The 13,415-nt window shown below is 70.7% G+C and carries 12 protein-coding genes; 4 read left to right on the forward strand and 8 right to left on the reverse strand.

Annotated elements, in window-relative coordinates; all coding sequences use genetic code 11:
- Positions 1-434: 434 nt before the first annotated feature.
- Positions 435-641 carry a hypothetical protein gene (locus tag ACWCSD_RS18785; RefSeq protein WP_397161350.1) on the reverse strand — a complete coding sequence of 69 codons (207 nt, stop codon included), beginning with the start codon at positions 639-641 and terminating at the stop codon, positions 435-437.
- Between the two features lie 337 nt (positions 642-978).
- Here ACWCSD_RS18785 and ACWCSD_RS18790 point away from each other — a divergent pair, with 337 nt between their 5' ends.
- Entirely contained in the window at positions 979-2,121 is a 1,143-nt protein-coding gene (locus ACWCSD_RS18790; RefSeq protein ID WP_397161348.1) for a helix-turn-helix domain-containing protein, read from the forward strand.
- A gap of 26 nt (positions 2,122-2,147) precedes the next feature.
- On the opposite strand, the gene ACWCSD_RS18795 is transcribed toward ACWCSD_RS18790, so the two are convergent.
- The 3 genes from ACWCSD_RS18795 to ACWCSD_RS18805 form a co-directional block, all read right to left on the reverse strand.
- Positions 2,148-4,115: a VWA domain-containing protein gene (locus tag ACWCSD_RS18795; RefSeq protein WP_397161705.1), complete on the reverse strand. Its 1,968-nt coding sequence runs from the start codon at positions 4,113-4,115 to the stop codon at positions 2,148-2,150.
- Between the two features lie 37 nt (positions 4,116-4,152).
- Positions 4,153-4,911 carry a hypothetical protein gene (locus ACWCSD_RS18800; protein ID WP_397161346.1) on the reverse strand — a complete coding sequence of 253 codons (759 nt, stop codon included), beginning with the start codon at positions 4,909-4,911 and terminating at the stop codon, positions 4,153-4,155.
- A gap of 62 nt (positions 4,912-4,973) precedes the next feature.
- Positions 4,974-6,365 carry a sigma 54-interacting transcriptional regulator gene (locus ACWCSD_RS18805; protein ID WP_352326127.1) on the reverse strand — a complete coding sequence of 464 codons (1,392 nt, stop codon included), beginning with the start codon at positions 6,363-6,365 and terminating at the stop codon, positions 4,974-4,976.
- A gap of 172 nt (positions 6,366-6,537) precedes the next feature.
- Between ACWCSD_RS18805 and ACWCSD_RS18810 the strand changes: the two genes are divergently transcribed.
- The gene (locus ACWCSD_RS18810; protein WP_352353142.1) at positions 6,538-7,719 is read left to right on the forward strand and encodes an FIST signal transduction protein; all 1,182 of its coding nucleotides are present in this window, start codon (positions 6,538-6,540) and stop codon (positions 7,717-7,719) included.
- A gap of 7 nt (positions 7,720-7,726) precedes the next feature.
- Positions 7,727-8,704, forward strand: a complete 978-nt coding sequence (locus ACWCSD_RS18815; RefSeq protein WP_449916388.1) for an ROK family protein — start codon at positions 7,727-7,729, stop codon at positions 8,702-8,704.
- A 115-nt stretch (positions 8,705-8,819) separates the two neighbouring features.
- On the opposite strand, the gene ACWCSD_RS18820 is transcribed toward ACWCSD_RS18815, so the two are convergent.
- From ACWCSD_RS18820 to hppD, 4 genes are all read right to left on the reverse strand, one after another.
- Positions 8,820-9,467: a hypothetical protein gene (locus ACWCSD_RS18820; protein WP_449916391.1), complete on the reverse strand. Its 648-nt coding sequence runs from the start codon at positions 9,465-9,467 to the stop codon at positions 8,820-8,822.
- Positions 9,464-10,009, reverse strand: coding sequence for an RNA polymerase sigma factor (locus ACWCSD_RS18825; RefSeq protein WP_352352982.1), 546 nt, complete (start codon positions 10,007-10,009; stop codon positions 9,464-9,466). Before ACWCSD_RS18825 ends, ACWCSD_RS18820 begins: the two co-directional genes overlap by 4 nt.
- Positions 10,010-10,082: 73 nt before the next feature.
- Positions 10,083-11,489 carry a M1 family metallopeptidase gene (locus ACWCSD_RS18830; protein ID WP_397161339.1) on the reverse strand — a complete coding sequence of 469 codons (1,407 nt, stop codon included), beginning with the start codon at positions 11,487-11,489 and terminating at the stop codon, positions 10,083-10,085.
- Between the two features lie 186 nt (positions 11,490-11,675).
- Entirely contained in the window at positions 11,676-12,785 is a 1,110-nt protein-coding gene (hppD, locus tag ACWCSD_RS18835; RefSeq protein WP_352323249.1) for a 4-hydroxyphenylpyruvate dioxygenase, read from the reverse strand.
- Positions 12,786-12,888: 103 nt separating this feature from the next.
- Here hppD and ACWCSD_RS18840 point away from each other — a divergent pair, with 103 nt between their 5' ends.
- Positions 12,889-13,368 (forward strand): Lrp/AsnC family transcriptional regulator, encoded by a 480-nt coding sequence (locus ACWCSD_RS18840; protein ID WP_352323250.1) that lies wholly within the window; start codon positions 12,889-12,891, stop codon positions 13,366-13,368.
- The last annotated feature ends 47 nt before the right edge of the window (positions 13,369-13,415 follow it).

Here is a 13,415-nt window from a genome sequence, read left to right on the forward strand (position 1 = left end):
GGGCTCCCGCCCCCGGCCCCCCGGAGGTCACCTGCCTCCTTCCCGGTCATGCGTTGGAGAAGGTGTTCCTGCCGCCGCCTAGACCGGCTTCTCTTGCCGTCGCCCGAGACGCCTGCGGCACCTCCCTCCGCCCATCCGCGGGAAGGCTGTCGACCCTCCTCGCGGCCATCTGACGACTCACAGCCGGTCGTCGGCGACTCCCGCTGGACGAGGGAGCGTGCTCGACGGAAGAGGCCCCGGGCGTTGCGTCTGGAGCTCCGCCTGACGGGCGAGTTGGCCGCCCAAGTGGTCATGGTCCACGCCGACGAGCGAGTGCAGCAGCCCTTGCCTGAACTGCTCAAGGGTGGGCGGTTGCCGTCTCCAGGCGGCGGCGCCGTAGGGCAGGGGCACGATGTGCCAATCGTGCCCGTATCGGCGGTGGAGGTCCGCAAGGTTCATGACGGGCCCGCGATGTGTCCGAGGATCAGCTCGGCGGCCTCCTCCGGCAGTGCGGCCAGGCGCGGGAGAGGTCCGTTGGGGAGCGGAAGGCCGCCCACGTCCAGCTCCAGCACGTACTTCCCTGTCCGAGGGGCCATGCGGACGGTCGCGACGCGCCCGCCTTTGTCGGCGTAGACCACGAGTTCGGGCGGGTGCCGTTCCAACCGGCTGCCGCAACCTCGGCCCGCAGCCTTGAGAGTGAGCCTGTATCGCTCGTCGATGGCCAGAGTGCGAACTCCCCGTTTAGTCAGCAATCGACGGAGTTCGTGCAAGGCGATGATGTACCTGCCTGCTGTCCTGTCATTGATGGGGACGTCTCCGTCGCCCGGCTTTTCGGGCATCCGTTCCAAGAGCTTGCGTATCATTGGTCGTCGCCGTTCAGCTGTGTCTCCCTGGGGTGCACGACCATGTTTCCCCGTCGTTTTTCGGCAGACCAGGCGGGGTATTCCTCAGAGGAATAAGGCCCTACGGGCCAATACCTCTCCGCTATACGCTCGGCTGGTGGACGTTCGGTCACTGCCCGAAGCCCTTACGGCGATCATGAAACAGCGCGGCTGGACCCAGCAGCAGCTCGGCCGCGAGCTGGGAGTGTCGCAGGCGTGGATCTCGCGCGTCTGCAACGGTGTCGCCGACACAGGTCTGGCGCGGGCGAAGGAACTGCTCGCGCGTGTGGGGTGGGAGGTACGGTTTACACCCTCCGTGGAGGAGCCTGTGGAACGCCGGGAGTTCTTGTCGGCAGCCGCATCGGTCGTGTTCGTCGCGTCCGCCGCCGACTCCGATCCCTACCTCGACCCCGACTACGTGCGTGCCCTGTCAGACAGCCTGGCGCGCGGGCGCTACGAACTCGGCGGGCTGCCTCTCGCGGCCCGCGCCCTCGGGCACGTGAAGCGCGTCGCCCACCTGCAGATCGGCTCCGCGGGCCACGAGCTCCAAGGTGTGGCGTCCGACCTGATGTACCAGGCAGGCATCGCGCTGTACGACGCCGGCCGGCTCGCCCAGTCAGAACGTGCGAGCACGATCGCCCTCGACCTCGCCCACCAGGCCGAGGATCCGTCAGCGCGGGCTCGGGCGTACGACGCCCTGAGCCGGGTCAGCCTCTATCGCAGCGATCCGCTGCGCGCGGCCCGGCATGCCCAGCGGGGCCTGCGCATTCCAGACCTCCCGCCGAGCCGCCTGTCGAGTCTGCACATGCGGCTCGGCCGTGCCCTGGCCTGTATCAACGGCAACCAGCGGGAGGCCCGCGAAGCCCTCGATCGCGCCTTGGGCACGTCCGGTCTGAGCCCGTTCGCCGAGGCTGCTCTCGGCGGGGACGTGGCGATCGGTCTGAGCAGGCTGGGCCACTACAACCAGGCGGATCGGCTCCTGCGGGAGGCGGCGGAGGCCATGGCGCAATGGTCTCCTCTTTTCCGCGCCCAATATCTCGGAAGGCAGACGCAGACAGCGGTACGCGCGGGCAAACCGGCGCTCGCCGTGCATCACATGCAGATTCTCACCCGCGCGCTGCCGTTCGTCGGCAGCGCGCGCGTGAATAATCGGGTGGAACAAATCATCGCCGCGACCGCCAAGTGGGACCGTATTCCGGAGGTGCGTACCGCGCGCGAACATCTGCGGTCGATGTCGTCGGCCGGAGCCCCTTCTGTTTGACGTTGTTCAGCCGCATTTTGCACGAATCAGCGGGAGCGGCGGAGGCGGAGGAAGTCGCTGACGACGTATTCGCCGAGCCGGTCGGCGCTCGGTGAGAACACCCGGCCGCCGTTCCTGCGGGCCACCTCGTCCACGAACTCCTTCAGCCGGTCGTCGGCCGCCAGCATGAAGACGTTGATCGTCGCCCGCCGTCGCGTCATCTTGTCCACCTCGGCCAGCGTCAGCTCCAGCGTCTCGTGCGACGGCGGCCACTCGAAGGCCGACCTGCCGTTGCGCATGAGGTGGGCGGTCGGCTCGCCGTCGGTGACCACCAGCACCACCGGCTCGAAGTCGGGGTGGCGGTCGAGGTGGCGGCCGGCGATCAGGAGGGCGTGGTGGAGGTTGGTGCCCTGGACCATGTCCCAGTCGAGGCCGGCCAGCTCGTCGGGCTGCAGGACCCTGGCGTAGTTGGAGAAGCCGATGATCTGCACGGCGTCCTGCGGGAACTTGGAGGCCACCAGCGCCTGGAGGGCCAGCGCCGTCTGCTTGGCCGCGGCCCACGTGCCGCGCAGGGCCATCGAGTACGACAGGTCGACCAGCAGGCACACCGCCGCCGCGCTGCGGCGTTCGGTCTCGGAGACCTCGAAGTCGTCGACGGACAGCCGCACCCGGGCCCGCCCGTCCTGCGGGGTGGTCGCCACGCCGCCGCTGCGCACGCCGTTGACCAGCGTACGGACGACGTCGATCGGCTGCTCGTCGCCGAAGCGCCACGGCCGGGTGGAGCCGGTGAGCTCGCCGGCCGAGCCCGCGTCGTGCTGGTCGTGGTCGCCGCGCCGGCCCGCGTCGAGGGAGGAGAACACGCGCCGCAGCGCGGTCTCGCCGAGCCGCCGGACCGCCTTCGGGGTCAGCTCCAGCTTGCCGCGGCGGCGCAGCAGGTAGCCCTGCTCCTCCAGCTCGCGTTCGATGCGCTTGAGCGCCTCCAGGTCGTCGACCGCCGCCCGGCCCAGCGCGCGGCGTACGGCGGCCTCGTCGATGTCGTCGAGCCGCGCGCCCGGGTAGTCCTGGCGCAGGGCGGTCTCCAGCTGGGTGAGGTCGGCCAGCTCCTCCAGGGCGGTGACGGCGTCGCCCATGGCCAGGGGCTCCTCGCCGGTCAGGCGCTCGGGGGCGTTCCAGGCCAGGTCGGGACGGCGGGCGTGCAGGGCCTCGCCGAGGCGGCGCATCTGGTCGGACAGGCCGGCCTGGTCGAGGGTCTGGTTGATGAGGCTGGACAGCTCCTCGCGCTGGCGCGGGGTCATCGAGGCCAGCATGCGCTGGGTGGCGGCGGCCCGCCGGGCCAGGATGTCGACGAGCTCCTCAAGGTTCCGGGGCGTTTCTGGGAACAAATCGCCATATTTCGCCATAAAGGCGTCAAAGTCTTCTTGGGTGTGCTCGCCCCGGGTGTCCCTGTCCAGCATGTCGTTCAGATCGGACATCATCTGCCGGACGCGGGCCATGGCCTCGGGGTCGGGGTTGGCCAGCGCGTCGCGGAGCCCTCTGAACTGGCTGTCGAGCACCTCGCGCCGCAGCAGGTCGCGCAGCTCCTCGAACGTCTGGCGGGCCGCCGCCGAACGCCACTCGTACGTGCTCAGCTCCTGGATGGCGCTCGCGGTGTCCTCCGGCAGCCCGTCGAGCCCGGCCTCGCGCAGCCGCGCGTCGTCGGACGGGTCGGGGAACAGCTCGGCCCGCTCCTGCCCGATCGCCTTGTCCAGCAGCGCCCGCGCGCGTTCGAGGGTGCCGTCGAGCCGCCCGCGCTCGCGCAGGTCCCTGCGCCGCCTGCGGACCTCCTTGAGCATGTCGTCGAGGCCCCGCCGGTCCTGGCTGCCGGGCAGCCCGCGCTTGAGCAGGTCGCGCAGCGCGTGGACCGGCGTCGAGCCGGACAGGATCGCGTCGCCCATCTCGTCGAGGGCCGCGCGTACGTCGTAAGGAGGGGCCAGGGGGTCGGGGCCGTCGTGGTATTCGCCGTAGCGGAAGGCCATCACGCTTCCACGCTAACCCCAACCCGCCCCCGCCCGTCTACGGACGCCTGGCCACTTCCCACACCTCGACCGCGCTGTTCGCGTCGGGCGTATAACTCACCTGCACCTGCACCGCGCGCCCGGCCCCCTTGAGCGCCTTGGTCAGATCGGCCGACTCGCAGGGCAGCGTGCCGAGCCCGCGCTTGTCGACGCCGGCCGGCTTCCCGGACACCCAGCGGTCGCCGCAGCGGGCGGTGGCCCGGTAGAAGGACGTCAGGTACGTGTAGCCCAGCTTGAGCTGCTTGCCGCCGGTGCTGAACAGGACCGTCGCGTCGTCCACGCGCTTGACCGAGCCGCGCGCGGTGACCGGCTCCGGCCAGGCGTTCAGCAGGAACTCCTGGGCCTTCACGGCCTTGCCGCCCTCGTACTCGACCCGCAGCGGGACCGCGCCCTCCCGGAGCCCGACGGTGAGCTGGGCGGGCTTGCACGACGTCCGGCCCAGGCCGTCGCGGTCCAGCGCGACCCGGCCCTCGGTCTCCTTCAGGTCGCAGGCCGTCGTCACCCGGCTGTAGGCGGCGCGGGTGTAGTCGAGCTTGAGCTCTTCTGCCCCCGGGATCGCGGTCAGCTTGTAGAGCACGTTGCCGCCGCGCCGCACCTTGGCGGGCTTCATGGGCACGATCCGCAGGCTGCCCTTGCCGTCGGCCCAGGCGTAGCCGTAGGCGGTCTTGGCGGCTGCCCCGGCGGGGGCCGCCTGCGCGGGAAGCGCGAGGCCGCCCAGGACGAGGCCGACGGCGGTGGCATGGATGAGCAGGCGCATGGGCGGTTCCCCCCGGAGTCGTGATCAACCAAACACTACGACGCGGGAAACCGCCCGATTGTTCACGTCCTGTAGATCGTGACCCCGTCGAGGTCTTCCTTTGACAGCCGCCGCATCAGGTAGAGACCTTCCAGCGCGAACTCCAGGGCCGCCGCGGCGTGCCCGGGGGACTCCTCGCCGGCGCCCATGCCGAGCCTCGACATGATCTTGGCCAGGCCGCTGACCGGACCGATCCGGTGCAGCAGCTCGGCCGCGGCCACCATGTCGCCGGACTCCACCTGGTTGCCCTCGGCGAACTTGTCGGTCACCGGGGCCAGGTCCATGCCGCCCAGCCTGTTCCTGAACGTCTCGGCCGTGGCCCGGCGCAGCAGGTGGGCCAGGATCTCGGTCTCCCTGCCCTCCTCGCTGACCTCGAACTCCACCTTGCCGCGCAGGCTGTGGACGACGCAGGCCAGGTCGCAGACGCGCGTGACGGCCTGGTCCTCGCCCTTGATCGCGGACCTGCGCACGGCGGAGGCCGCGGCGGTCTCGGCGGCGGCGATCGAGAAGCGCGCCGACACGCCGGAACGGGCGTCGACGGCCGTGGACTCGCGGACCAGCCGGGTGAACCTGGCGATCACCTCGATCAGGTGCTCCGGCACGTCGGCCCCGATGTCGGGCACCGACTCCTGGCGGATGAGGGTGAGCTCGTCCTCGACCGTGAGCGGGTAGTGGGTGCGGATCTCGGCGCCGAAGCGGTCCTTCAGCGGCGTGATGATGCGGCCCCTGTTGGTGTAGTCCTCGGGGTTGGCGCTGGCGATGAGCAGGATGTCGAGGGGCAGGCGCAGGTTGTAGCCGCGCACCTGGATGTCACGTTCCTCCAGCACGTTGAGCAGCGAGACCTGGATGCGCTCGGCCAGGTCGGGCAGCTCGTTGACGGAGAACACGCCGCGGTTGGTGCGTGGGACCAGGCCGTAGTGGACGGTCTCGGGGTCGCCGAGGGTGCGCCCCTCTGCGATCTTGATGGGGTCGACGTCGCCGATGAGGTCGCCGACGGAGGTGTCGGGAGTGGCGAGCTTCTCGCCGTAACGCTCGTCGCGGTGCTTCCACGCCACCGGCAGCTCGTCGCCCAGCTCGCGCGCCAGGGTCTTGCAGCGCGTGCAGGCGGGTGCGTACGGATGGTCGTTGATCTCGCAGCCCTCGACCACCGGGGTCCACTCGTCGAGCAGGCCGGTGATCGTGCGGATGAGCCGCGTCTTGCCCTGCCCTCGCTCACCGAGCAGGACCAGGTCGTGCCCGGCGAGCAGCGCCCGCTCCAGGTGTGGCAGGACGGAGTCGTCGAAGCCCACTATGCCGGGGAACCGGGGCTCGCCGGCCCGCAGCCTGGCCAGCAGGTTTTCCCGGACCTCGGCCTTGACGCTGCGATGAACGTGGCCGCTCTCCCGCAACTCGCGGAGAATACGTGGCTGATGCACGGGATCGAGACTACGTCCCCCGCGAGAAATGCGGCAGAGAGTTTCGCATCTGGCGGAGATTTCGGATCTTGACCTATTGCGTGACGGTTCGTACGCGTGCTTCCCCCTTTAGTGGGGAGAATCGGCCCTAGGGAACATGCACATGTCGAGGGAGGCGAGACGCGTGGCCTTGATGACAAGCCGCTTCGCCGACGGCCTCGCCGTGGGTTCCGACCTGGTGGAGGCCGCGGAGAGCGCCGTCGGTCAGGCACTGTCGAGGCTCAGCGGCCAAGCCGACCTGGTCTGCTTCTTCATCTGCGGCGAGGACCCCGAGGACGTCGCCAGAGCAGGCCAGGCCGCGATGAAGCTGGCGCCCGAGGCGCACGTGATCGGATGCAGCGCCACCGGTGTGATCGGCGACGGGCAGGGGGTCGAGCTGACGCCCGCGGTGAGCGCGTGGGCGGCCACCCTGGAGGGGGCCAGGCTGACCACGTTCGCCCTGGAGACGCTGGCGGCCGAGGACCGGTTCGTGGTCGTCGGGCTGCCCGAGCGCACCGGCGACGACCACGTGGCGATCCTGCTGGCCGACCCGTACACCTTCCCGACCGACGCGTTCGTGGAGCGCTCGGTCGACGTGCTCGGCGACCTGCCGCTGATCGGCGGCCTGGCCAACGGGTTGCAGGGCAGGGGGTCCGTACGGCTGTTCGCGGACGGCAAGATCTACACCGAGGGCGCGATCGGCGTCCTGCTCAGCGGGCCCATCAAGATCAGTACGGTGGTCAGCCAGGGCTGCCGCCCGATCGGGCCCAGCATGGTGGTCACGGCCTCGGAGGAGAACCTGCTGCTCGAACTGGCCGGTCAGCCCGCGCTGGCCCGGCTGGAGGACATCGTCAGCGAGCTGGACGAGGACGACCGCGAACTGGTCGCCGCCGGCCTGCAGATCGGCGTGGCCATGGACGAGTACGCCGAACGTCACGAACGCGGCGACTTCCTCATCCGGGGCGTCATCGGCATCGACCCCGAACGCGAGGCCGTGGCCATCGGGGACATCGTGGAGATCGGCCGTACCGTGCGCTTCCAGGTCAGGGACGCGGCCACCGCCGACGAGGACCTGTACGACCTGCTCGACGCCCACCGCGAGGAGCTCGGCAAGGTCGACGGCGCGTTGCTGTTCTCGTGCAACGGCCGGGGCTCGGCGATGTTCGGCACCGCCGACCACGACCCGGTCGCCCTGCGCGACACGCTGGGACCGATCGGCGTCGCGGGCTTCTTCGCCGCGGGCGAGGTCGGGCCGGTCGGCGGGCACAACCACGTGCACGGGCTCACGGCGTCCGTGCTGGTCTTCTCCAGCGCCGCGGAGCCGGAGCTGTCGTGATGCTGTCGTGATCCTGGCGATCGACGTCGGCGGCACCAAGATGGCCGCCGGGCTGGTGGCCCCGGACGGCGCCGTGATCACCTCCCGGCGCGCCGCCACCCCCCAGAACGCCGACGCCGAGACGCTCTGGCACACCCTCACCACCCTCATCGACCCCCTGTCGGCGCGTGCCGAAGGGGTGGGCGTGGGCTGTGGCGGGCCGATGACCTGGCCCGACGGCGAGGTCTCGCCGCTCAACATCCCCGGCTGGCGCGGCTTCCCGCTGCGCGCCCGGCTGGCCGGCCGGTTCCCCGGATTACCGGTACGCCTCCACAACGACGCCATCTGCCTGGCCATCGCCGAACACTGGCAGGGCGCCGGCCAGGGCAGCGCCGACATGCTGGGCATGGTGGTCTCCACCGGCGTCGGCGGCGGCCTGATCCTGGGCGGACGCCTGGTCAACGGCGGCACGGGCAACGCCGGCCACATCGGTCACGTCGTGGTCGAACCGGACGGCGGCCCCCGCTGCGGCTGCGGCGGCCACGGCTGCCTGGAAGCGATCGCCCGCGGCCCCGCCCTCACCACCTGGGCTCTCACCCAGGGTTGGACCCCTGCCGCCGTCTCCGAGCCCGTGAAGGCGTCCGACGGTGGGGAGGCGTACATGGAGGATCGGGCGGTCACCGGGCGGGCGCTGGCGGCCGACGCGCTCGCCGGGGACCCCGTGGCGGTGCTGGCGATGCGGCGGGCCGGACGGGCGCTCGGGATCGCGATCGCCTCCGCCACCCACCTGTGCGACCTGGACCTGGTCACGATCGGCGGCGGACTGTCGCAGGCCGGCGAACCGCTGTTCGGCCCCCTGGAGGAGGCGCTGCGGGACCACGCCCGCATGGGTTTCGCCCGCCGCCTCAAGGTCGTGCCCGCCGCCCTCGGACAGGAGGCCGGCCTGGTAGGCGCCGCCGCCCTCCTCCTGGCCGGCGACGCCTACTGGCCCTCCACCCGCGACTGACCCCCGCGACTCGCGGGATGGGCGCCGGGCGGGTGCGAGCCGAGGGTGCGCAGGCCGCGACCCGCCCGGGTTCCTGTCCGGGCCGCCCTCGTCGGAGGTCGGCCCGAGTCGGAGATCAGCCCTGCTGGGTGTGCACGCCGGAGCCCTCGTCGTCGCCCGTTTCCGTACGGGTGCCGGAACGGTCGTCGTTCCGGTCACCCGGCGGCGGGACGGGCATCGCGACCGGTTCGCACCGGGCCACCGCCCCCTGGACGACCTGCAGCGAGGTGGACACCGGAGGAGCCTCGGGCCCGCTCCTGTCCAGGGTGACCGCCAGCACCAGGGTCCGCCCCGCCGGGACCTGGCCCTTCGCGATCCGGAAGGAGATCCCGTCCCCGCTCCTGCCGATGCTCGCCTCGAAGCGCCCCTCGCCGCCCCCCTGACGCCCCCGCGGCTCCTTGCAGGTCTGGCCGTACGGCAGGTAGTCCACCACCGCCTTGACCCCCGCCGCCGCCAGCTCGGCGGCCAGCCCGCCGGGGTCCCGGAAGGCGTTGATCTCCACCGCGACCCCGCCGTCGGCCGTCCCGGTCACCGCGTACGCGGGCCCCGCGCCGAACAGGCCGGTGGCCGTCACCGCGGCGACCACGGCGACCCCCGCAGCCGCGGCGGCGAGCCCCATGGCCCTGCGCCGGGGCCGCCGGACGACCGGAGCCATGACGGGCCGCGTCCCGGCCGCCATCTCCGCCTTGAGCGCGCCGAGCAACCGCTCCTCGAAAGTGTTCATGCCTGTCCCTCCACGTACACGGCCGACGGCGAAGCGACGTTCTCCAGGGCGCGTCTGGCCCGGTGCAGGCGGACCCGCGCGGTCACCTGCCTGATGCCGAGGGCGGCGGCCGCCTCGGAGACGGTGAGCTGGTCGATCGCCACGAGCTCCAGCACCGCGCGTTCGCCCTCCGGCAGGCCCGCCATGGCCTCCAGGGCGCCGCGCATCCCGCGCTCGGCGTCGATCCGCTCCTCCATCCGGACGAGGTCGTCGTCGTCCATCAGCCGCCGCCCCGCGATCCGGCCGGCCGCCCGCGCTTCCCGGGCCGACCTGCGCAGCTGGGCCGACACCACGTTGCGGGCCACGCCGTACAACCACGCGGTCTGGCTGCCCCGGCCCGGCACGTAGGTGTGGGCCGAGTCGAGGGCCGCCAGGAAGACGTCGGCCGTCAGGTCGGCGGCCAGGTGGGGATCGCTCACCCGCCGGACCACGAACCGCATGACGACGTCGACATGGCGGCGGTAGAAGGCCTCGAAGGCCGCCGGGTCCTCGTTGAGGCGCACTGGCCTCGCTCCCTTCGTCGTTCGCCCTTACACCTGTACTTGGACCGGGCGAAGGAAAGCGTTTCGGCGCAGGTCAGGCGAGGGTGGGGCGGCGCGGCTGGAAGAGCCACGCGTCGAAGAGCGGGTCGAGGTCCTTGCCGGACAGCCGCTCGGACAGGTCGACGAACTGCCGCGTGGTGACGTTGCCGTAGCGGTGTTCGGCGGTCCAGGTCTTGAGCAGCTTGAAGAACGTCGGGTCGCCGACCGCTTTGCGCAGGGCGTGCAGCGCCATGCCGCCGCGGGTGTAGACCGACTCGTTGAACAGGTCACCGGGCTTGGCCCGCCCCGGCGGGTAGGACCACATCGGGTCTTTGACGCCGCGGTTGTAGAAGTCCTTGAAGATGGTGTCGGCGGTCTTCTTGCCCCGGTGCTCCGACCACAGCCACTCCGCGTACGTCGCGAAGCCCTCGTTGAGCCACAGGTCCTTCCACCGCTTGATGGTCAGGCTGTCGCCGAACCACTGGTGGGCCAGCTCGTGGGCGATGATGCCCTCGTCGGGGTCGAAGCCGCCGTAGAGGGGCTTGGTCTGGTTCTCCAGGGCGTAGCCGGCCGAGTAGTCGTCGACGATGGCGCCGGTCGAGGAGAACGGGTAGGCGCCGAAGACCGTGCTCCAGTAGTCGGTGATCTCGCCCGAGACGTTGTAGACGCGGTCGAGGCCGGTCTTGAACTTCGGATCGACGGCCGCGTACGTCGGGATGCCGCCCGGCGAACGGCCCTGACGCACCTCGAACTTGCCGATCGTGGCCGTGGCGAGGTAGGTGGCCATCGGGTGCCGCTCGCTCCACCGGTAGGTGGTGCGGCCGCCCGCGGTGGACGGGGACGCGCTCTGCTCGCCGTTGGCCACGACGGTCAGGCCGGCGGGCACGGTGACCGTGAAGTCGAACGTGGCCTTGTCGGCCGGGTGGTCGTTGCTGGGGAACCAGGTCTTGGAGCCGTTGGGCTCGGAGGCCACGAACGCGCCGTCGGCGGTGGGGATGAACCCGTACGTGCCCAGGTTGGCGGTGTCCTTGGCGGGCGTGGGGCTGCCGGAGTAGGAGATCTCGGCGGTGAACGGCGAGCCGGCGTCGAGCCGCGCGGCCGGGGTCACGGTCAGCTCGCCGTTCTTGCGGGAGAAACGCGCGGGCGAGCCGTCGACGCTGACCTTGGCGACGTCGAGGCCGGTGAGGTCGAGGTTGAAGCTCGACAGGTCCTGGGTGGCCTTGGCGCGGATCTTGGTCAGGCCGGTGAGCCGCTTGGTCGCCGGGGTGTAGTCGACGGTCAGCGAGTAGTGGGCGACGTCGTAGCCGCCGTTGCCGTCCTGCGGGAAGTCGGGGTCGCCGATGCCCGGCGCGCCCGTGTGGCGGCCGGCGGCCGAGCGGGGCGGCGGCTCGTCGGTGGGCGCGCACGCGAGCACGCTGATCAGCGCCACCAGCACGGCCGCGCCGCGTCTTCTGATCCGCATAGGTGAACCAGCCCCCTTCAGCCCGTGACCTGAATCTTACGCAGGGTCACGCGGTCCCGACGACTCGTCACCGTGGAGGGGGAAGAGCCGGAGGCGCCGGCGGCTCCCCGCCGCCGGCGCCTCATCAGCCCAGAATGTGGTGGTGGTCCCATAAAATCCAGATCACCCCCACTAAGTCGGGACAAACTAAAGGTTGCCCCTGCGTTCCTGCTCGCGCTCGATGGCCTCGAACAGGGCCTTGAAGTTGCCCTTGCCGAAGCCGAGCGACCCGTGCCGCTCGATCAGCTCGAAGAAGACCGTGGGACGGTCCTGGACCGGCTGCGTGAAGATCTGCAGCAGGTAGCCGTCCTCGTCGCGGTCGACCAGGATCTTGCGCTTCTTCAGCTCCTCGATCGGCGCCCTGACCTGCCCGATGCGCTCGCGCAGCTCGGGGTCGTCGTAGTAGGAGTCGGGCGTGTCGAGGAACTGCACGCCCGCCGCGCGCATGTGGTCGACGGTGGTGAGGATGTCGTTGGTGGCCAGGGCGATGTGCTGCACGCCCGGCCCGCCGTAGAACTCCAGGTACTCGTCGATCTGCGACTTCTTGCGGCTGATCGCCGGCTCGTTCAGCGGGAACTTGACCTTCCGGGTGCCGTCGGCCACGACCTTGGACATCAGCGCCGAGTACTCGGTCGCGATGTCGTCGCCGACGAACTCGGCCATGTTCGTGAAGCCCATCACCTTGCGGTAGAACTCCACCCACTCGTCCATCTTGCCGAGCTCGACGTTGCCGACGCAGTGGTCGACCGCCTGGAACAGGCGTCCGGTCTTCGTCGCGGGCGGCGCGACGAGCGGCTCGGCCGGCACGTAACCGGGCAGGTACGCGCCCCCGTAGTTGGACCTGTCCACGAGCGTGTGCCGGGTCTCGCCGTAGGTGGCGATGGCCGCGAGCACCACCTTGCCGTGCTCGTCCTCCAGCGTGTACGGCTCCACCAGGCCGGTGGCCCCGTGGGCGACCGCGTAGGCGTACCCGGCCTCCACGTCGGGCACCTGGATGGCCAGGTCGATCACGCCGTCACCGTGCTCGGCGACGTGCCTGGCCATGTCCGTGCCGGGCCGGATCGAGGCCCTGAACTCGAAGGTGGCGCTGCCCGAGGTCAGGACGTAGGCGACTTCGTCGCGGCTGCCGTTCTCCGGCCCGCGGTAGGCCACCAGTCGCATGCCGAAAGCGGTCGAGTAGTAGTGGGCGGCCTGCCGGGCGTTGCCCACGGCGAACACCACGGCGTCCATGCCGTTAACCGGAAAGACATCAGTCATACCCCTAACTCTCGATTTAGCTGGACGAGTTGTGCAACAGTTACTTGAACGAGTGCACAATCTGTCCACCCATCTCGGGTCAGAGTCGGAGAACTTGTACAGCATGACGATCGACGAACTGGACGCCCGGCTGATCTCGCTGCTGACCGCCGAGCCCCGGCTGGGCGTGCTGGAGTGCTCACGCCGCCTCGGCGTCGCCCGCGGCACCGTCCAGGCCAGGCTCGACCGGCTGGTGGCCAGGGGTGTGATCACCGGGTTCGGGCCCGACGTGTCGCCCGTGGCGCTCGGCTACGACGTGACGGCGTTCGTCACCATGGAGATCAGGCAGGTCTCCGGGCACGACCCGGTCGCCCACCGGCTGGCCCACATCCCCGAGGTGCTGGAGGTGCACACCATCACCGGCGGCGCGGACCTGCTGTGCCGGGTGGTCGCGCGGACGAATGCCGATCTGCAACGGGTCATCGACCAAATCGTGGATGTTCAGGGGGTGCTCAGGACTTCTTCGATCATCGCACTCGACACCCCGGTTCCTTACCGAGTGCTGCCTTTGGTCGCCGATGTTCCGCGCCGCGGCGGGCGCTAGACGTACCATCGCTTAGGGACGAGGCACCGTTATCGATCGTTTACCCT

The organism is Nonomuraea sp. NPDC001684 (assembly GCF_053596515.1).

Coding starts and splice junctions, on each gene's coding strand:
- ACWCSD_RS18795 (WP_397161705.1), bottom strand. CDS start 4,115: ATGGCCTTCCGCTACGGCGAATACCACGACGGCCCCGACCCCCTGGCC.
- ACWCSD_RS18800 (WP_397161346.1), bottom strand. CDS start 4,911: ATGCGCCTGCTCATCCATGCCACCGCCGTCGGCCTCGTCCTGGGCGGC.
- ACWCSD_RS18810 (WP_352353142.1), top strand. CDS start 6,538: ATGACAAGCCGCTTCGCCGACGGCCTCGCCGTGGGTTCCGACCTGGTG.
- ACWCSD_RS18820 (WP_449916391.1), bottom strand. CDS start 9,467: ATGAACACTTTCGAGGAGCGGTTGCTCGGCGCGCTCAAGGCGGAGATG.
- ACWCSD_RS18830 (WP_397161339.1), bottom strand. CDS start 11,489: ATGCGGATCAGAAGACGCGGCGCGGCCGTGCTGGTGGCGCTGATCAGC.
- hppD (WP_352323249.1), bottom strand. CDS start 12,785: ATGACTGATGTCTTTCCGGTTAACGGCATGGACGCCGTGGTGTTCGCC.
- ACWCSD_RS18840 (WP_352323250.1), top strand. CDS start 12,889: ATGACGATCGACGAACTGGACGCCCGGCTGATCTCGCTGCTGACCGCC.